The sequence below is a fragment of the Soonwooa sp. genome (genome assembly GCF_030151385.1).
Lineage (GTDB): Bacteria > Bacteroidota > Bacteroidia > Flavobacteriales > Weeksellaceae > Soonwooa.
In genome coordinates, this window is sequence record NZ_JASLDS010000030.1 from 88,034 (window position 1) to 106,743 (window position 18,710).

Consider the following 18,710-nt stretch of genomic DNA (forward strand, 5'->3'; position numbering starts at 1 on the left):
CTGTATCTTTCTAGTTCGACTTCAATAGGCTTACTCTCTATTTTTCAATAAAATCCAGCCATTTCGCTGATTTCCGTCTGGTGTTTTAATCACATACCAATAAGTAGCAGTTGGCAATGGAGCACCTTTTATCTTCCCGTCCCAAATGATTTCGGTATTACTAGATTTTTCAAAAACAAGTCTATTGTAACGATCATAAATTTGCATCGTTGTATTTTGTCCGTTGAAAAAGCCTAATTCAGAAATTTTCCACGTATCGTTAATTCCATCAGCATTTGGTGTGATAACATTTTGTGCAGACAATACATAAGCTGCAGTTGCAGAAGAAATACAATTATTATCACTCTGGTTATCCGCATATCTAACATAGAATTTTCTTATCCCTTTCGGAACATTTACAAAAACATTGCTTGTTTGCCAACTTCCAAATGATTCGTAAGTATATTCAATCGTTCTGTTAGGATTTGCCGCAGTAGCAATAACCTGCACGCTATTAATATCAACAATAATATTGGTAATAACTGGCACATCGTAAGGTATCAATGTTACAGGATCTGCAGTATAAGAACAGCCATTGTTTGCTATAATAGTAACTTTGTAAACTCCCTCTTTGTTAGTTGACAAAACTAATGGATCTGTGTAAGCGCCAGTAGTTTCGGATCCGTCAGGTCCTAAAATTTTATACGAAACTGGAGTCAAACCAAGATTAAAAATATTAGAAGGATCAATTTTAATATAGGCATTTTCTAAACTTTTACAATAATAAATCTCATTGTCTTGCATTGTAAATATTGGTGTCACCTTTGGATTAAAAGTAATAATTCCTTTTCGTGGACATTGACTTCCAGGAAAAATAATTTTCACAAAAACCGAAGTTAAATCACCTATTAAAAACTGCGTATCATTTGGAATTTTATTACCAGCAATTAAATCTGCTTCAGTTAAATAAAACTCAAGGTTAGATGCACTTGCAATTCGTGGATCATTTTTAATTTGATTAAGATCTATCTTATCATACACGCAAAAATTAGAAATGGTGAACGGCATAGTGGAAACATCTCCAAAATCGAAATCAAGTTTCATAAAATGGGCACAATCTCCACCACCACCATCTGCCTGAATCCAAACAAAAGAATTACTGAAAGGATCTGGATGAAAATTAATTTCCTCATCTGGTGTTAATGCTGGACTTGTTGGCGAAATATGGAATGTAAACTTAACACCTAGCGTTGCCTCATAATCATTTAGAAAACTATTTCCCGGAAGGCTGTTTGCAATTTTAGCATTAACCCAATCTCTTAGATTGAAGGTGTAATTTCCATCTAGCTTATCATTACAAATCGGTATCTTAGGCTCTGGTTTAACGGCAAAATCAGTTTCATTAGGGTTGGTGATTCTTATTCCGAAAGATTTAACAGAATAACAACCTTGGTTAGACTCAAAGCGAACCCACAAAACTTTTCTTACATCAGTGACATTTAATGGATATACTGTTGGATTTGGAATTCTCGCTGTTACAACATCTGCTTCGGCATCACTTTGCGATTCATAAAAATAGACATGTGTAATAAATCCAGACAATGGAGGATTCGTTTCATCATAAATTTTAGGAATTATTTCTTCTAAATTAAAATCCAAGATTTGGTTCGTGACATTACATCTTAATAGATATTGTTTATCCTTTAGCTTGATCGGAGTATTAGTTACATTAACATTAAAAATAATTTTAGCAACTGTATAGCAATCAGAAGTCGTTTTTCCAATTTTAAGATAAATAGTCTCTTGTCCAGAAAATGGAAGTTCAAAATTATTTAAAGAACCTATAATCTCATTACTTAAAAAATTAGTGGTAGGATTAAAATTTCTAAAGTATTGAACCTTGTTATTAACATCCGTTGGATCTGTTAAGAATTGTGGTGCGTATTTGGTAAGATCAACGAAAATTTTGCCATCTGCATTATCGTCACAATTGATGCTAACCGTTATTTCATCTTTTAAAACATCAATACTCTTGAGACTAAATTTATACTCTAACAGATCGGACTGACATGATGTATTATAACCCGATGTTATCTTGACAAACACAGATTTAATTGGTGTTGTCGAATCTAAGCTTACCTGTGTAATTTCGTTAGTACCAGCGGAATCCTCGTAATATTTAACATCAGGCTTTGGCTGTTGAAAAATCATCGTTGCCAAAATTTGATTTGTATAATCAATAAGATTTTTTGTTACCGCTTCATTATTTTTAGTACAAATAATAATAGGATTTGTAGGATTGAGAACAGGAAATGTCTCCACCGAATAAACAAGTCTCACAATCACATAGCAACGGCTATCTGGATCTGTCCCCTTACTATATTTTGCATAGAAAGTTTTTGATACTTCATTAGCTAATAAAATTTGTTGTGGAAGTATATTGGCAACTCCTAACGTATCTAATATTGCATCATCTAGATTTGCGTAGAAACGCTTTGTAAGTCCAACAGCATTAACTGGTTGAGTTACTTTAATAATATTTTGAAAGTCAGCATCAAGATTAATTTGTCGGTCTACTGCTGATTTACATAAGTAAATATTAGCATCTTCTGTATCAAATTTTGTAGGATCATCAGGTACGCTATCTTCATCGGCATCATTAATGTTCACAATAATTTTTTCAAACTGCGCTTTAACATTTATTTTCACAATTGATGAACATTGCGTTTTACAGAGTGTAGTATCTTGTTCGCTAGGCGTAATTCTTACCCAAAGCTCGTAGGTATAATCTTTTAATGGATCACCTTCATCAACATAATTCATGATGCCAATATTATTTTTAGCATCATCTTCAGTTTGATGAACAGTAATAATGGCATCTGGGTCAGCAGTAAAAACAATGGAATGATCCTTAAAAAATTTAGTCCATTTAAAATCTGTTTCTCGAAGTGGAGGATTCATTCCTGGAATAACAACATCACAAATATTAATCATAATAGGATCAGGAATCGAAAGAATGGGAGGCCCAGTTGTAATAACCACATCTATTGGCCCCAATGTAATATCTCCGCAAGATGTCGTTGCAACAACATAAATCTTTGTAGTTCCAGTTAAATCTGCTTTGGTAACAAAAGCTCCGGTAGGACTATCTATACGAAACTTAACAGCAGTTGGCTGGAAACTTGAGTCAAATAACTGACATAGTAACTTGCTGAGGTCATAGTCTTTCTTCATACTCTCACATACCTGCACCGAATGTGTAAGGAGCGCATCCGTCGCATCTTCAATTTTAACAAATGCAACTCTGTAACAAGCTGGATTTGTTTTATTTTCTACACGAACATGATATTTGACATTATTATCTAAGGCAACTGCAGGATTTAATGGCGGAACAATTCCCAACTCGGCATCCGATGGTGATAAATAGAATTTGTAATTAAATGCTGAAGATCCTCTTACTCCAAATTCATTATTTGGTAAACTTGGCACAAGAAGACTCTCATAAAAATCATTTTGATGATAAGTCGTTACAGCACCATTACAAATAGGTTGCGTAACATCTTTTACTAGTGGATAATCTAATGAAAATTTAAAAACGATCTCTTTTTCAACCTCCAGAACGTCACCATTCTTTAACTTATAAAAAGCTTTTGCACTATATTGTTCTACATCAAGTTTTGGACAAACATTAACTTGAAGTTTATTATCATTACCTCCTAATTTTTGACCATTATTAAACCATTGGATGTTTCGTAACATATCTGCTCCAGACGGTTGAAATCTCCATCCTTCATTACTTGCAGCCCAAACACTTCCATTTCTCCCAGGTGCAGCGATACCTTGATAACTATTATCTGTAAGTCCAATAATAGCCGATTTTCTATTTGCAGTGCTATCTGGCGTTGGTTTGTCCTTTACAAAAATATCAACAACACTCGTCAATTCTTGAAGTACAATTTGCGAAGTACTATGTTGATTAGTACCAACAATTCTAACATTGTTAAAGTTAATCACTAATTTTCGGCACGGATAATCATCAACAACATCAATGGAAATTGTACTTTCTCCCTTTACAAATTCTAAATCTTGATAAACTCCAAAAATTGCTAATTTTGGAAGATTGGCTGATGGAATCTGATGTCCTTCAAAATCGCTCGGACTATAGTCATTCTCCTGAAGATCATTACGAAAAGTAATGAATCCATTGCTACTTATAATGAAGGAATCGTAAACCTTTCCGTAATACGAAAAAACAAAAGCCTTACTTCCAAAAAACTGAGAATCATTAAAATTAATTCGTTTAACGAAATCTTCATCTCTAATTGACTCGCTTCCATAGATGTCCAAAACTTGTCCACCTGCATAATTAGCATAAGGTGCGTACGGAGTACTAGAAACATTATAAGTTTCGGATCCTGACAAAGTGGGAAAAGTAGCAAACAGATCAATGCAGTTGTTTGTATTAAGATAATTACAATCTAGCTTAACACTTCCTCCGAAACCTCCATGTTGGTCTTTTAAAGTTGGACAAATTTGTCCATAAATATAAGCTTGTGAAACAAGGAAGCAGAAGAATATGAATTTGTAGAGATGTTTCACTTTTATAGAATTTAAAGCAAAAGTAATAATTTACAGAATTGCTTTATAATTTATTTTTTAAGCATATTTAACAGTCTTCACTCGAAGTTGGTCAAAATCCCAATTTTTGTGGTCATCTTGATGAAAAGATCATCAAAATTTTTCTTGGTAATGTACAAACTTGCACTCGTTTTATCCGACTGAATTTGTTTCGCGATATAATCCTTCTCAGCTGTTGTCAGAAATTTATCATCACTTACATGATAATTCCCCAAACTCGCTAATGTAATTACACGATCATTAAGAATCCATTTTCTAATTTCAGCATCACGAAAGTCAGATGGCTTAACATTCAGTTTTGCCTTTCCGTATTGTTTGTCCATCGCCTCTATAAAGTTGGCAATGTCTGTTTTCTTCAACTTTTGAGAAGCGGAAGCCAACATCAACAGATTATTGTCCATATCCGTTATGGCAGTTAACTCCACGAAATTAAGATTCTTAAAATAGCTCAGTCGAAAATCCTTTGCCCAAGTATTCATGCCGCCAGTACCTGTAACTTTGTAGGTAATTGCAAAAGCCTCTTTTCTTCGAAAATCACTTCCAGACGCATCGATGGTATCTGCCGTTGATTCAAAGAAATAAATTGGCGATTTACCAGCTTCCATTTGGTCATGAAACTCGGACCATTTTACTTTCATAGATTTTGCGTAATACTTCTTGGCATTAAAGTTTTTAAAATTAAGCGCTTCCATATTAAAATTTGCATCTTCCAAACTGGGACTCGATTGGCAAGAAAACAAACCAAAAGTTAAAATTAGGAAAAAGAAGCCCAAATACTTCTCAAATAAAACTCTCATCAGCTATACTTTATTTACATTTCTTGGCATTAAAGAAACAACAATCAAAATAATAATTTGTGTTATGATAATAAAAATTGCAAAAACTTGTTTTTCAAAAGCATGTCCAGCAATTTTTCGATCGAGTGCGCGTCCAGCATCAATACCAGCTATTAACTTCTCTTTTTCACAATTATCAATATCTTTTCGCTCTTGTATTTCCCATTTCTGCTGTGCAGCAAATTGGTCATTCTTGTTAGATGGAATGTCCAATGAATTCATCTGATTTATGAAAAACCAAGCCGAAACAACAATTGTGACGAGACACAAAATAATAGCAATCCATTTTTTCATACTAACAATTTATGTAAAACTTAGATCTTGTTTTGTAATTAAAACAAAGTCTAAGTTATGATTTTGATTAAATTTACAGCTAAATTCATCAAACTATTTCAAATGAACATTTCTAAAACATTATCAACACTTATTATTTGCTTTTTTTTAGCTTTAAATTTTAGTACTACAAAAGCACAAAGTGAAGATACAATTCCGCAACATGACAGCTTAAGAATAGATTCAAAAATACTGAATGAAAGTCGATTGATTAATATTTGGATTCCCGAAGAATACCGAAATTCTTCAAAAACACTTCCTGTTCTTTATATGCCAGATGGCGGTCTTAAAGAAGATTTTCCGCATGTTGCAAATACTTTGGCTCAACTTATCTCGGATAAAAAAGTCCCAGCTTATATTCTTGTTGGGATCGAAAACACACAACGTCGCCGCGATTTGACACCACCGACGCAAGTAAAAGAAGATAAAGAAATTGCACCTGTGGTTGGCGGCGCTGCAAATTTTCAAAAATTTATCGAGACCGAATTATTCCCAATCATCAATAAAACTTACAAAACAAATAATAAAAAAGCCATTATCGGCGAATCTTTAGCTGGTCTTTTCATCATTGAAAGTCTTTTGAAAAAACCCGCGATGTTTGATGCATATATTGCCATCGATCCTTCTCTTTGGTGGAATAATGAAAGTTTAATAAAAAACTCTAACAAGCTTTTGAAGCAATTGAAAAGCACAAAAAAACTTTGGATTGCAGCTTCCTCTGATATGATACCAACTGTTACTAAATTTGATAAACAAGTAAAAGCTTCAAAGACAAAAATCAAGTACCATTATGTTGAAGCGCCAAAAGAAGATCACAGCACAATTTACAAAGCGGTTGAAGCACAAGCCTTAATTTGGGCATTGAATTAATTTTGAATCTTTTGTCAGTACACGCAAATTTTGAAAAAATTGTATCGAGAACTTTTTAGGACGAGAAGTTCTCGATACGCTTCGCTACTCGAACTGACGAAGCCTTTATGTCCTTATAAGAAAGTACATTATCTAGAACTTAGTTGTATTAATCTAAAACTTCCCACTCCAAGGAAGTTTTTTTATTTAATATTTATCTCAAAAAAAATCGAGACCCATAAATGGACCTCGATTTCTGTAAAACGTAAAATTTAAAATATGAAATTATTTTTGGTTCTGTTGTAAATAAGCATCGATAATTTCGAATGCTTTTTGTTCTTCTTTCAAATCTACTTTCAACATCATATTGGTTGCAGTTGGTGTACTCATAAAGGATAAATAACTATTATCAACTTCACTTTCTATACCTGCAGCTTCTAACTTTGACTTCATCAATTGTATCTCCTGCTGGTTACTGCTTTCAAATACTGAAACTTTTGTTGTAACACTCATAAAATAGAATTTTAATTCAACATCATTTAACTTTCCGTTCTTAAAATTACAAAAAATTTAATAAAACAACAAAATATTTGAAATTATTTTTGTGTTAAAATTTCATCAATTTTATCCAAAACAATTTTAAGTTCTTCTTCCTTCACATTAAGATGTGGACGGAAACGCAAAGACTGATCACCACAATTAAGAATAATAATACCTTCTTCGAATAATCGCGATTGTAACCAATTTCTAGTATCATGATCTTTAAGATCAAATGCACACATCAAACCTTTGCCTCGAGCAGCAAAAACCTCATTTGGATGTTTTTCTTCCAAAGCTCTAAGACCATTAAGTAGATATTCGCCAGCTTTTCTAGAATACTCGATTAAATTTTCTTGTTCGATAACTTCCAAAACCAATTGGAAACGCAACATATCGATAAAGTTACCACCAAAAGTAGAATTAATACGAGAGCTTTCTGTGAAAACATTATGCTCTACCATATTCATTTTCTCTTTGTTGGCAAGGATTCCGCAAACTTGCGTCTTTTTACCAAACGTAATAATATCTGGATTTATACTAGATTGTTGGAAATTCCACATTGTTCCTGTCATTCCGATTCCCGTTTGTACTTCATCAAAAATCAAAAGGATATCGTTATCGTCGCAAATGCGTCTTAACTCAACAAAGAACTCATCACGGAAATGGTTATCGCCACCTTCTGCTTGGATTGGCTCAATAATAATACAAGCCACCTTATCAGGATGTGTAATAATCGCTTCTTCGATGTGTAATAAAGCAAGGCTTTCGTTTCTCATCGTTTCCTCCATACTGTCGTCCGTAATTGGGAAATTGATTTTTGGATTGATGATTCTTGGCCACTCGAACTTAGGGAAATATTGATATTTACGCGGATCAGAAGTATTTGTTAAACATAATGTATAACCACTTCTTCCGTGGAAAGCTTGTTTGAAATGAATTGCTAAGCTTCCTTCTGTTTTAATATCTTTTTGCCAGTTACGTCTTGTTTTCCAGTCAAAAGCAGCTTTTAGGGCATTTTCAACAGCCAAAGCGCCACCTTCGATAAAGAAACAATACTCTAACTCTTTCGGGATTGCTACACGCTCAAAAACCTTCATAAAGTCAGCGTATTCTTGCAAATACACATCACTAAGCGTTGGTTTGTAGATCGCCATTCTGCCCAACCATTCTGCTTTTTGCAAAACGTATGGATGGTTGTAACCGATAGATGCCGAAGCAAACATCGAAAACATATCTAGATATTCTTTTCCTGATATACGGTCAACAATCCAAGAGCCATGCGACTTTTCGTAATCCATTACAAAATCGAAGCCGTCAGCCAAAATATGCCTTCCCAAAACTTCTTTCACTTCGTTAGCTGTAATTGTACTCATATTAATTTTTATATTTTGATTTGGTAATATTTATTAAGTTTAGGTTTGGTGTTTTTTACAAGTCAAATTTAATTCCTTGTGCTAATGGAAGACCTGTAGAATAATTGATGGTATTCGTTTGGCGTCTCATATAATACTTCCAAGCGTCAGAACCACTTTCGCGTCCGCCACCAGTTTCTTTTTCACCACCGAATGCACCACCGATTTCTGCTCCAGAAGTTCCGATATTAACGTTCGCAATACCACAATCCGAACCAGCTTGTGACAAGAATAATTCTGACTCACGAAGACTTTGCGTCATAATTGCAGAACTCAATCCTTGTGGAACATCATTTTGCAAAGCAATCGCTTCTTCTAATGTTTTGTATTTAATTAAATAAAGAATTGGTGCAAAAGTCTCATGCTGAACGATTTTGTAAGAATTTTTAACCTCAGCAATACAAGGTTTCACATAGCAACCACTTTCATAACCTTCGCCTTCTAGCACACCACCTTCAACAACGAAATTGCCACCTTCTGCCTTACATTTTTCGATTGAATCTAAATATTGGCTAACTGCATGTTGATCGATAAGAGGTCCAACATGATTGTGTTGATCTAACGGATTTCCGATTTTTAATTGACCATAAGCCTTTACCAATCGATCTTTAACAGCATCATAAACATCTTCTTGAATAATCAAACGACGAGTCGAAGTACAACGTTGTCCAGCAGTACCAACAGCGCCAAATACAGCACCGATAATACTCATATCCAAATCTGCTTTATCAGAAATGATAATCGCATTATTTCCTCCTAATTCCAAAATGCTTTTTCCGAAACGAGCAGCAACATTTTTGTTAACCTCGCGTCCTACTCTTGTCGAACCTGTGAAAGAAATAAGTGCCACTTTTTTGTCATTTACCATTTTGTCACCGATAACGTGATCAGCAACTAAAAGGTTAGAAATACCTTCTGGTAAATTATTTTCTTTAAGAACTTCTGCAATGATATTTTGACATGCAATCGCACACAAAGGTGTTTTTTCTGATGGCTTCCAGATGCAAACATTACCAGCAATCCAAGCTAGAGTAACATTCCAACTCCATACAGCTACTGGAAAATTAAACGCCGAAATCACACCAACAATTCCAAGTGGATGATATTGCTCGTACATACGGTGACCAGGTCTTTCTGAGTGCATCGTAAAACCATGAAGTTGTCTAGAAAGTCCCACTGCAAAGTCGCAGATGTCAATCATCTCTTGTACTTCGCCCAAACCTTCTTGCAAAGATTTACCCATTTCGTAAGAAACAAGTTTTCCTAAATCGTCTTTGTAATGTCTAAGTTTTTCGCCGAACTGACGAACGATGTCTCCTCTTTTAGGAGCAGGAATCATTCTAAATTCTAAAAATGCCTTCTCAGCTTTCTCAATAACTTTATTATAATCTGCCTCAGAACTTGTCGTGATACTTGCAATCTCTTGCCCATCTGTTGGCGATTGACTTTTAATAACTTCTCCTGTTGCAAAAAAATCAACACCTGTAGAACTTCCTAAGTTGCTTGCGTTGATTCCTAAATTTTCCAATGATTTCTGAATTGAAAATTGGTCTCTTGTATTCATTATTTATTTTGATTTGTCTGATGCTAAAGATAGACAATAATTTTCAAATCCTAACAAATATCATATTCTGAAACGCATTTTTTTTCGTTCAAAAACATTAAAAACCTAGTAATAATCGAGATAAACACAAACTAACGAGTGTTTGTTAAATTATTTATAATTATTCTAAATAATATTGTTTAAGTCAAAATCATCTTTTAAATTTGCAGAAAAATAAATCAATGGAAAACGAGGACAAAAATTCTAAATTAAAACTCTGGTTCAAAAGAGTTGGGATTGGTGGTTTGATATTCTTCACCGTAAAAGGTTTGGTGTGGCTGGCGGTGTTCTATTTTGGCGCCGATGCGATATTTGGAAGTTGTTCCCAGAAATAGAAATTACTCCTAGAAATAAAAAATTCGTTACCTATTAGTAACGAATTTCTTTTTTTGTAAATAATTGATCTATTGAAAACTTGCCCGCACCTATCAAAAGGATTACGATATACATGACAAGGTAAATAGCCGCCATCTCTTTGACAGCATACGGATCTGCTGCATGCGCTACAAAGATTGCAACCAACATTGTAATCATTAATACTACACTTGCAAATCTTGTTAATAGTCCCAAAATTAATAAGACCGAACACACAACTTCTGCAAATACAACTAACACTAAAGTGATTACTGGACCTAGTCCCATGAAATCCATAAACTGAATATCACCTGACATCAATTTTTCTAATTTTGGATAACCATGTGTTAACATTGAAACTCCTGCAAAAATGCGCAAAATAGCTGCTGCGATGTTTACTAAAGTTGGATTATTTTCTGAAGATATTAATTTCATTAGTATGCCTTTAGTCCAAAGCTACAAAATAAGTTTTAAAAAGCCTATCTGTAACCGAAATTTTTAAGATCTCTTTCATTTTTACGCCAATCTTTTTTAACTTTTACAAAAAGATTAAGGTGAATTTTTTTACCAAAAAACTTCTCCAAATCGACACGTGCCTCTGTACCAACTTTCTTGATGGCATCGCCTTTATGACCAATAATAATACCTTTCTGAGAATCGCGCTCTACATAGATAATAGAGTCAATTAGGATAACGCCTTCTTTTTCTTTAAAAATCTCCGTCACCACTTCTACTGAATAAGGGATTTCTTTATCGTAGTTCAAAAGGATTTTTTCGCGGATACACTCATTAACGAAGAAACGCTCCGACTTATCTGTAAATTGATCTTTATCATAATACGGCGGATTTTCTGGTAAAAGCGATTTTAGCTTCGGAAGAATGTATTCGGTATTGTAAGCTTTAAGCGCCGAAACTGGCAAAATCTCAGCTTTCGGAATTTTGTTGTGCCAATACTCTACTTTTGCTTCCAGTTCGGCTTGGTTACTAAGGTCAACCTTATTTAATAACAATAATACAGGAACTGGAATCTTGTTTAGTTTATCGATCAAAAATTCTGAAGGTTCTTCTTTATCCATCGCATCTACAATGAAAAGGAAAACATCAGCATCTTGTAGACTTTCTTTCACGAAATCCATCATTTTTTCCTGCAATCCATATTTAGGATCGAGAACACCAGGCGTGTCCGAGAAAACAATTTGCAAATCATCTTCATTATAAATCCCAAAAATTCTATGTCTTGTGGTTTGTGCCTTTTGCGTAACAATCGCCAACTTCTCTCCCATTAACTGATTAAGAAGTGTCGACTTTCCTGCGTTGGGCTTACCAACTATATTTACAAAACCTGCTCTGTGCATTTATTTAATTCTTTTAAGATTTGCAAAGTTAAGAATTTCTAAACCGAGAAGCACGATAAGATTTTAACAATAGAAAAACTAATAAATGATATTCTACAATTTTGTCAAGTATTGATATTTTTTGGATCAAGTTTTCAAGACGCAATCGAAAAAGTTTTAAAATTGATTACCTTTGCAATCTCATAATTCAAAACAAATATGTTTAGTCCTCAAGAACTTTCTGAAATCACAAAATTATTAACGCCAGACCATAATATTGTCATTACAACCCATCACAATCCAGATGGCGATGCAGTCGGTTCTAGTCTTGGACTTTATCATTTTTTGAAAACAAAAGGCATTGAAGCTACCGTCTTGACTCCAAATGATTTTCCAAAATTTCTAAAATGGATGCCCGACGCCAAAAAAATCGTGATCAGCGAATACAAAAGAAAACAAGCTGGCGAAGCTTTGTACAACGCAGATGTTGTTTTTTGTCTAGATTATAACGCAACTGTAAGAGCTGGAATAATCGGCGAATGGGTTAGAAAATCGCACGCGAAAAAAATCCTAATCGACCACCATCAAATGCCAGAAAAATTCGACTTTGTGTACTCGGATACTTCTGTGCCAGCAACTTGTCAAATGGTGTATCATTTTATCGAAGCTTTGGGTGAAGAAAATGCAGTTAACCAAGATATTGCAGAATGTCTTTATACGGGAATTATGACCGATACTGGTGGATTTAGATTCCGTTCAACCAGTGCGACAACACACAGAATTGTTGCCAACCTTATCGAAAAAGGTGCAGATCCTGCAAAAATTACGAGTAACACTTGGGATAACAATACCATCTCGAGGCTAAATCTTTTGTCTCTAGTTTTGGGACGTATTGAAGTTGTAAAAGATGGCAAAGTTGCAATCCTTTCGCTTACACGAGACGAGCTAAAATCTTTAGGTTTCGAAAAAGGTGATACAGAAGGTTTTGTTAACTATGGTTTGAGCATCGCAGGAACCAAAATGGCAGCTTTCTTTATGGAAGATCTTTACGAAGATTTTATTAAGATTTCGTTTCGTTCCAAAGACGATGTCGACACCAACCAATTTGCAAGAAAGTACTTTAATGGTGGCGGACACATCAATGCTTCTGGTGGAAAGTACTTCAAAAGTTTGCAAGACACGATCGAAGATTTCAAAACATATATTAACGAAGAGGATTTTTAATCCTCTTTTTTATGTCCCAATTTTAAAAAGAATTTCTCAAAATACTGATAAGAAAAATGAGCCATAAGCAATGTCAATAAAACATTAGCAAGTACGAAACCAATAATAAATATTGTTGAATCAATAGATTGGTAATTTACATATTTTAGTACAATATACCCTACCATCTGCATTGCAATAGCATGTAACATATAGACACCATAAGATATTTTCCCAAAGTATTTTAAGACTTTATTCTCTAAAAATGAAATTGGTTTACTGATTAAGAAAATAATCAAGAAAGGAAAAATAAAAGAACTAATCAACTGATACAACCAATCCGAAACATTTGCTTTAATATAATTCGTTGAAAAATAACATATCACAACAGTACAAATCAAGAATTTAAACCATGTAGACATCTTGTACTTAGGATTCTTAACAACAAAAATCGCGAAAAGACCAGAAATCGAAAAATAATAAAAATACATGCTGTACTTTTTAAAAATTTCAATAACATCAAAATTAAAAAGCACAAAATATATTATACTAAAAACAGCTAAAAACCAGACAATTTTATTTTTTGAAAAAAGTAAAAAACATGGTGCTATTAATAGATAAAATTGCTCTTCAATACCAATTGACCAAAGCACTTCAATTATGCCACCTGGCTCATAATTTTTCAAAACGTTAGAAAAAAAAGTACCGCCTAGCAGTATCGCTTCGGTGTAAGAGTACTTCCTTTCAAACTCAAACCCAAAGTGAGGCAAAATAAAATTATAGTATAATAATCCAAAAATCAATACTACATAATACAATGGAAAAATTCTAAAAATCCGTCTTTTATAAAAATTTTTAATCGATATAGTCCCAGTATCAATTTTTTCGGTATATAGATTTCTAATAATTAAAAATCCACTTAGTGAAAAAAAAGCATAAACAGCCTCCGTACCTCTATTGAAAATTGCCCATTCAGTATTACTTGGAAAGCCTCTTTTCCCACCAAATTGCATGACATGATACACCACCACAAGCAATGCTAAGAAAAAACGAACAGAAGTAATATTGGGTAGATTATTCCTCATCTAGCAATTCTGTATTAATAATCTCGGCGCAGATACTAGGTTTTTCCCAATGTCCGTTGTGTCCACAATTGAGAAGATAAGCACTGATATTTTCACGATCCGGAAGCTCCGAAATGGTTTTGATAGAATTAACAGCATTATCAAATCGACCAGCCAGAAGCAACATTTTTCCATTAAAATTTTCAAGAACAGATTTTCGGTCAGGACGTTCGATCATTCCTTTTTGGCAAGCCAAAACACCATCAATATTTGCAGTGTATGCAATTTGTTTTGCCAATTCGATTTTATCTTTTTTGTTGTGTTTTGCGTCTGGACCAAAAAGATTAGGAATGCCGGCGTTCGCATAAGCTTTGTAATTATCTTTAATAACGCGAAGACTTTTTAATCGTACATTTTTCTTTTCGTCATCATCTTCAAAATAGGTTGAAAAAAACAAAGTAAAACTTTTCAAAAGCTGTGGATATTTTTCAGCAAAAGCCAAGCTTATGTAGCCGCCCATCGAATGTCCCAAAAGATGAAAGCTTTCGACTTCTAGATAATCCGTTAGTTTTTTGACTTCTTCCGCCATCAAATCCATTGTTTGGGCATCAGCAATTGGCGCAGATTTTCCAAAACCTGCTAAGTCAACTTTAACCAACTGAAAATCTTCGGACAAATGCGGAATCATATCATTCCAAATTTCAAGATTCTCCATAAAACCGTGCAACAAGACCAGCGTCTCTCTACCCTTTCCTGAAATTTCGTAATGTAACATATTTTGTTTTTTTCAAAAATAATGATTCTAAAGTGAAAAAAGAATTTTCCACGGATTTTCACTTGTTGCATTTATTCAAACAGAGCTTTATTTGTAGACAAATCGACGATCTTGTCGCAAAGGAAACACACCAAGAATTTGATTATTTGCATCAATTAAGATTTTTACCAAGGCGCGATCTTCAAAACTCAATTTTTCATCTTTTAAAAATTTTGAAACTTTCTTTTTTCCATTAAAGTTGATTGGAAAGAAAACATCGCCAGCTTCTACTTGTCTTAATTGCAAAGGAAGCTTAATTAAATTCGCATCAAATTCCCATTCCGAAAACTTAGAAGTATCAGGCATTTTAACAACAATTGAATCATCTGTCTTAATAACATTTAATTCAAATTCTTCGGATATTATTTCTGTTTCAAAACTTTGAATTAAAATCTCTTCGCGTCCAACTTTAATATGATGAGAGTTACTTTTGAAAAGCTTTCCATTTTCGGCTGTAAAGATTTTATCAATTTCAGTCTTGTTATTAAATCCAAAACGGCTTAAGATTTCATATTTCACAAAATCACTTTGAGACGCCAATTTCGATTTATTTAAAATCAAAAAAGCCGAATCTTTTTTAAGCATACTTTCAAAAATTAAATCAATTTGCGAATCAATGAAATCTTTAGATTCTTTAATAATGGAAACTGAGGTTTTAAAATTTTCAAGAAAATCTATGTTAACCTCGTTTAACAAAGGCGTTATTTGATTCCTAATTTTATTCCGAACATAAATATTTTCGGCATTCGTATAATCTTCGCGATAGTCTATGTGATGTTGTTTAGCATAAACACTAACCTCCGCTCTTGAAAATTCTAACAAAGGACGAATAATGTTTTCCGTCTTTTGAGGGATGCCTTTTAAGCCTTTCAAACCTGCTGCTTTAGAAAGATTCATCACAAAAGTCTCGAGTTGGTCGTTGAGATGATGCGCGGTAACTAAAAAATTGATATTTTTTTTTATTAAAATTTCCTTAAAAAAACGATACCGAATTTCGCGCGCCCAATTCTCAATAGAGTTTTCGGGTTGCTTGTCTTTTTCGGAAACGTCATAAAGATGAAATTTTATTTTTTTATTTTCGCACCAAGATTTCACCAAAGCTTCATCGAGCTTAGAATCCTCATTTCTAAGATGATAGTTAACATGAGCGACTTCGAAACTGAGTCGCAATTGATAGCACAAATCCAGCAAAACCATAGAATCCATCCCTCCACTCACTGCTAAAAGGAATGTTTTTTGCTGCATTTCGGGAACTAGCTTTTCTATTGAAGCTCTAAAACTGGGAATACTAAGCAAAATTTATTACTAAGTTTTACGTTATACATGAGCAAAGATAGGCCTTTATTTAAAAGCATTTTGTAAATTTGAAAAAATCTAAAATCATCCAATATGAGATTACTTAAAATTCTAGGTATTGCTGCAATCGCTATTTCGGCAACCTCGTGCGTTAGTAAGAAACAATTCGACGCACTGAATCTTAACTATCAGCAATGTGTTAACGACGCAGCAGACAGACAAAGACAGATCCAAGATCTTTCTGGTAAAAATGCTGGTCTTCAAAGTCAAAATGACTTGCTAATGGGACAAAACAATGCTCTAAAAAGCTCTTTGGATGCATGTCTTAGCAACTCTGGAAAAAGCTCAACTAACATTGACAAACTTGTTGGCGAGATCAATGCGTCTAACAAATACATCAAGCAGTTGATTTCTACAAATGCTAAAAATGATAGTTTGAACTTGGCTTTATCAAACAAGCTTAAACGTTCTTTAGACAATATCGCAGATCAAGATGTTGATGTTAAAGTTCTTAAAGGTGTGGTAATGATTTCGTTATCAGACAAAATGCTTTACCAAACTGGTAAATTCGATGTATTACCTGCTGCTCAAGAAGTGCTAGGTAAAGTTGCTAAAGTTATTAACGATTACGATACTTACAGTGTACTAATCGAAGGTAACACAGACAACGCAGCACTTAACAGTTCTTCTGTACCAAGAGACAACTGGGATCTTTCTGCGCTTAGAGCAACAGCTGTGGCGAAGATTCTACAAACACAATTTGGTGTTAATCCGAACAGAATTACAGCTGGTGGTAGATCGGAGTACAATCCTAAAACAAGCAACGCTTCAGTTTCGGGACGTGCTGAGAACCGTAGAACGGAAATCATCATTATGCCGAAGTTAGACGAGTTTATGAAACTTATGGACATTGCGCCGAAGAAATAATCTCCCTAACAAGCGAATACTAACAAAATCCTACAGAATTTCTGTAGGATTTTTATTTTCCGTAATTTTGACTAAGAATCTAGAAGAATGAGCTATTTCGAAGAGTTAGACTTACCAATGGATCGCTATCTAGAAGCCAATGCTTCCAGCGAACCCGAAATCCTAAAAAAACTACGCAAAGAGACTTACCAAAAGACAACGCAACCACACATGATTTCTGGTTATTTGCAAGGTCGTTTGTTAAGTATTATTTCCAAAATGATGTCACCTAACAATATTTTAGAAATCGGAACTTTTACAGGATATGCGACATTGTGTTTAGCAGAAGGACTTTCTAAAGATGGCAAAATCTATACTTTGGACAAAAATGAAGACTTGGCTTACATTCCAAAAAAGTATTTTTCAGAAAGCGAATTTTCTAATCAAATAGAATTTATTCTTGGTGATGCTCGACAAGAGATCAAGAATCTAGATGTCATTTGGGATTTAGTTTTCATTGATGCAGATAAGGAAAGTTATCTCGAATACCTCGAACTAATAAAACCAAAACTAAAATCTGGTGGCGTTATCCTAATAGACAATGTCCTTTGGTATGGCAAGGTTTTGGAAGAAAATCCTAGCAGCAAAGCTACACAACAGATAAAATTAGTAAATAAAATTGTCGCAGAAGACCCAGATTTCGAAAACCTAATCTTACCTTTGCGAGACGGTATTCATTTAATCCGAAAAAAATAATGGAACAAGGAGTTTGCAACGTATCAATAGCACCAGTTAGAGCAGAAAATAGTGACCGAAGCGAAATGGTCACCCAAATGCTTTTTGGCGAATCTGCCGACATTTTGGAAGTCAGAAACAACTTTACCAAAATAAAAATGCATTACGACGGCTACGAAGGTTGGATGGATACCAAACAAATTACACCTGTGACATCCGAGTTTATCAGTCATCGCAAAACCAATTATATTAAAGAAACTTTCGATGCAGCAGCCACCGAAAACGGCAATCTTCTGTTGTCTCTCGGTTCCGAGGTCAGCTACAAAACGCCTGAGGTGATTCGCAGCCACGATACTCGCGAAAGTATTGTAATCTGCGCCAAAGAATTCCTGAATGTTCCTTATTTGTGGGGCGGCAAAAGCTTTTTTGGTTTAGATTGTAGTGGTTTTACCCAGATGATCTACAAAATCCACGGTATCAAAATTCTTCGCGACGCCTCTCAACAAGCTGAAAGTGGCGAGCCACTAACCTTTTTGGAAGAAGCCCAACAAGGCGACCTTGCCTTTTTCGAAAACTCCGAAGGCAAAATTGTCCACGTTGGTATCGTTTTAGAAAATCAAAAAATAATCCATGCGCACGGCAAAGTCAGAGTCGACGATTTGGACTCGATGGGGATTTTCAACAAAGATCAAAACAAACACACGCACAAACTCCGCTTTATAAAATCATATTTTTAAAATTATTTTGGGCGCGTCCCTCACCTAGCCTTTCCCAGCGTTCGGGTCAGGCTATTCGCTGCAATCTTTTTGTGCCA

The 18,710-nt window shown here is 34.4% G+C and carries 17 protein-coding genes; 6 read left to right on the forward strand and 11 right to left on the reverse strand.

Translation table 11 applies throughout. From position 1 onward, the window contains the following. Positions 1 to 30: 30 nt before the first annotated feature. The 3 genes from Q1V95_RS05265 to Q1V95_RS05275 form a co-directional block, all read right to left on the reverse strand. Positions 31 to 4,578: a T9SS type B sorting domain-containing protein gene (locus tag Q1V95_RS05265; protein WP_300671198.1), complete on the reverse strand. Its 4,548-nt coding sequence runs from the start codon at positions 4,576 to 4,578 to the stop codon at positions 31 to 33. A 77-nt stretch (positions 4,579 to 4,655) separates the two neighbouring features. Further along, positions 4,656 to 5,414 (reverse strand): hypothetical protein, encoded by a 759-nt coding sequence (locus tag Q1V95_RS05270; protein WP_300671201.1) that lies wholly within the window; start codon positions 5,412 to 5,414, stop codon positions 4,656 to 4,658. Positions 5,415 to 5,417: 3 nt separating this feature from the next. After that, positions 5,418 to 5,747: a hypothetical protein gene (locus Q1V95_RS05275; RefSeq protein ID WP_300671203.1), complete on the reverse strand. Its 330-nt coding sequence runs from the start codon at positions 5,745 to 5,747 to the stop codon at positions 5,418 to 5,420. Positions 5,748 to 5,849: 102 nt separating this feature from the next. Here Q1V95_RS05275 and Q1V95_RS05280 point away from each other — a divergent pair, with 102 nt between their 5' ends. Continuing rightward, positions 5,850 to 6,656: an alpha/beta hydrolase-fold protein gene (locus tag Q1V95_RS05280; protein WP_300671205.1), complete on the forward strand. Its 807-nt coding sequence runs from the start codon at positions 5,850 to 5,852 to the stop codon at positions 6,654 to 6,656. Positions 6,657 to 6,920: 264 nt separating this feature from the next. Here the strand turns inward: Q1V95_RS05280 and Q1V95_RS05285 are convergent, their stop codons facing one another. The 3 genes from Q1V95_RS05285 to Q1V95_RS05295 all read right to left on the reverse strand — a co-directional run bounded on the left by Q1V95_RS05285 (position 6,921) and on the right by Q1V95_RS05295 (position 10,151). Then, positions 6,921 to 7,148: a DUF2007 domain-containing protein gene (locus tag Q1V95_RS05285; RefSeq protein ID WP_300671208.1), complete on the reverse strand. Its 228-nt coding sequence runs from the start codon at positions 7,146 to 7,148 to the stop codon at positions 6,921 to 6,923. Positions 7,149 to 7,231: 83 nt separating this feature from the next. Further along, positions 7,232 to 8,548 carry an L-lysine 6-transaminase gene (gene lat / locus Q1V95_RS05290; RefSeq protein ID WP_300671211.1) on the reverse strand — a complete coding sequence of 439 codons (1,317 nt, stop codon included), beginning with the start codon at positions 8,546 to 8,548 and terminating at the stop codon, positions 7,232 to 7,234. Between the two features lie 55 nt (positions 8,549 to 8,603). Beyond that, positions 8,604 to 10,151 carry an aldehyde dehydrogenase family protein gene (locus Q1V95_RS05295; protein WP_300671214.1) on the reverse strand — a complete coding sequence of 516 codons (1,548 nt, stop codon included), beginning with the start codon at positions 10,149 to 10,151 and terminating at the stop codon, positions 8,604 to 8,606. A 221-nt stretch (positions 10,152 to 10,372) separates the two neighbouring features. Here Q1V95_RS05295 and Q1V95_RS05300 point away from each other — a divergent pair, with 221 nt between their 5' ends. After that, complete coding sequence (locus Q1V95_RS05300; RefSeq protein WP_300671216.1) at positions 10,373 to 10,525, forward strand: hypothetical protein; 153 nt, start codon at positions 10,373 to 10,375, stop codon at positions 10,523 to 10,525. A 34-nt stretch (positions 10,526 to 10,559) separates the two neighbouring features. On the opposite strand, the gene Q1V95_RS05305 is transcribed toward Q1V95_RS05300, so the two are convergent. After that, positions 10,560 to 10,979, reverse strand: coding sequence for a DoxX family protein (locus Q1V95_RS05305; protein WP_300671219.1), 420 nt, complete (start codon positions 10,977 to 10,979; stop codon positions 10,560 to 10,562). Between the two features lie 44 nt (positions 10,980 to 11,023). Beyond that, complete coding sequence (gene era, locus Q1V95_RS05310) at positions 11,024 to 11,899, reverse strand: GTPase Era (RefSeq protein ID WP_300671221.1); 876 nt, start codon at positions 11,897 to 11,899, stop codon at positions 11,024 to 11,026. A 198-nt stretch (positions 11,900 to 12,097) separates the two neighbouring features. Between era and Q1V95_RS05315 the strand changes: the two genes are divergently transcribed. After that, positions 12,098 to 13,102, forward strand: a complete 1,005-nt coding sequence (locus tag Q1V95_RS05315) for a bifunctional oligoribonuclease/PAP phosphatase NrnA (protein ID WP_300671224.1) — start codon at positions 12,098 to 12,100, stop codon at positions 13,100 to 13,102. Here the strand turns inward: Q1V95_RS05315 and Q1V95_RS05320 are convergent. The 3 genes from Q1V95_RS05320 to tilS all read right to left on the reverse strand — a co-directional run bounded on the left by Q1V95_RS05320 (position 13,099) and on the right by tilS (position 16,204). Continuing rightward, positions 13,099 to 14,166 carry an acyltransferase gene (locus Q1V95_RS05320; protein ID WP_300671226.1) on the reverse strand — a complete coding sequence of 356 codons (1,068 nt, stop codon included), beginning with the start codon at positions 14,164 to 14,166 and terminating at the stop codon, positions 13,099 to 13,101. The two genes, Q1V95_RS05315 and Q1V95_RS05320, sit on opposite strands and share 4 nt — an antisense overlap. Then, positions 14,156 to 14,920 (reverse strand): alpha/beta hydrolase, encoded by a 765-nt coding sequence (locus Q1V95_RS05325; RefSeq protein ID WP_300671229.1) that lies wholly within the window; start codon positions 14,918 to 14,920, stop codon positions 14,156 to 14,158. Before Q1V95_RS05325 ends, Q1V95_RS05320 begins: the two co-directional genes overlap by 11 nt. A gap of 87 nt (positions 14,921 to 15,007) precedes the next feature. Continuing rightward, entirely contained in the window at positions 15,008 to 16,204 is a 1,197-nt protein-coding gene (gene tilS, locus Q1V95_RS05330; RefSeq protein ID WP_300671232.1) for a tRNA lysidine(34) synthetase TilS, read from the reverse strand. A 144-nt stretch (positions 16,205 to 16,348) separates the two neighbouring features. On the opposite strand from tilS, the gene Q1V95_RS05335 reads away from it, so the two are divergent. The 3 genes from Q1V95_RS05335 to Q1V95_RS05345 all read left to right on the forward strand — a co-directional run bounded on the left by Q1V95_RS05335 (position 16,349) and on the right by Q1V95_RS05345 (position 18,633). Then, positions 16,349 to 17,182, forward strand: a complete 834-nt coding sequence (locus tag Q1V95_RS05335) for an OmpA family protein (protein WP_300671235.1) — start codon at positions 16,349 to 16,351, stop codon at positions 17,180 to 17,182. Positions 17,183 to 17,269: 87 nt separating this feature from the next. After that, positions 17,270 to 17,917: an O-methyltransferase gene (locus Q1V95_RS05340; protein ID WP_300671238.1), complete on the forward strand. Its 648-nt coding sequence runs from the start codon at positions 17,270 to 17,272 to the stop codon at positions 17,915 to 17,917. Beyond that, on the forward strand, positions 17,917 to 18,633 hold the full coding sequence (locus Q1V95_RS05345; RefSeq protein WP_300671240.1) for a C40 family peptidase: 717 nt from the start codon (positions 17,917 to 17,919) through the stop codon (positions 18,631 to 18,633). Before Q1V95_RS05340 ends, Q1V95_RS05345 begins: the two co-directional genes overlap by 1 nt. Positions 18,634 to 18,710 lie beyond the last annotated feature (77 nt).

Excerpts from the sequence above, each read along its gene's own strand:
- Q1V95_RS05270 (WP_300671201.1), bottom strand. The coding sequence starts at position 5,414 with ATGAGAGTTTTATTTGAGAAGTATTTGGGCTTCTTTTTCCTAATTTTA.
- Q1V95_RS05275 (WP_300671203.1), bottom strand. The coding sequence starts at position 5,747 with ATGAAAAAATGGATTGCTATTATTTTGTGTCTCGTCACAATTGTTGTT.
- Q1V95_RS05280 (WP_300671205.1), top strand. The coding sequence starts at position 5,850 with ATGAACATTTCTAAAACATTATCAACACTTATTATTTGCTTTTTTTTA.
- Q1V95_RS05285 (WP_300671208.1), bottom strand. The coding sequence starts at position 7,148 with ATGAGTGTTACAACAAAAGTTTCAGTATTTGAAAGCAGTAACCAGCAG.
- lat (WP_300671211.1), bottom strand. The coding sequence starts at position 8,548 with ATGAGTACAATTACAGCTAACGAAGTGAAAGAAGTTTTGGGAAGGCAT.
- Q1V95_RS05295 (WP_300671214.1), bottom strand. The coding sequence starts at position 10,151 with ATGAATACAAGAGACCAATTTTCAATTCAGAAATCATTGGAAAATTTA.
- Q1V95_RS05300 (WP_300671216.1), top strand. The coding sequence starts at position 10,373 with ATGGAAAACGAGGACAAAAATTCTAAATTAAAACTCTGGTTCAAAAGA.
- Q1V95_RS05305 (WP_300671219.1), bottom strand. The coding sequence starts at position 10,979 with ATGAAATTAATATCTTCAGAAAATAATCCAACTTTAGTAAACATCGCA.
- era (WP_300671221.1), bottom strand. The coding sequence starts at position 11,899 with ATGCACAGAGCAGGTTTTGTAAATATAGTTGGTAAGCCCAACGCAGGA.
- Q1V95_RS05315 (WP_300671224.1), top strand. The coding sequence starts at position 12,098 with ATGTTTAGTCCTCAAGAACTTTCTGAAATCACAAAATTATTAACGCCA.
- Q1V95_RS05320 (WP_300671226.1), bottom strand. The coding sequence starts at position 14,166 with ATGAGGAATAATCTACCCAATATTACTTCTGTTCGTTTTTTCTTAGCA.
- Q1V95_RS05325 (WP_300671229.1), bottom strand. The coding sequence starts at position 14,920 with ATGTTACATTACGAAATTTCAGGAAAGGGTAGAGAGACGCTGGTCTTG.
- tilS (WP_300671232.1), bottom strand. The coding sequence starts at position 16,204 with ATGCAGCAAAAAACATTCCTTTTAGCAGTGAGTGGAGGGATGGATTCT.
- Q1V95_RS05335 (WP_300671235.1), top strand. The coding sequence starts at position 16,349 with ATGAGATTACTTAAAATTCTAGGTATTGCTGCAATCGCTATTTCGGCA.
- Q1V95_RS05340 (WP_300671238.1), top strand. The coding sequence starts at position 17,270 with ATGAGCTATTTCGAAGAGTTAGACTTACCAATGGATCGCTATCTAGAA.
- Q1V95_RS05345 (WP_300671240.1), top strand. The coding sequence starts at position 17,917 with ATGGAACAAGGAGTTTGCAACGTATCAATAGCACCAGTTAGAGCAGAA.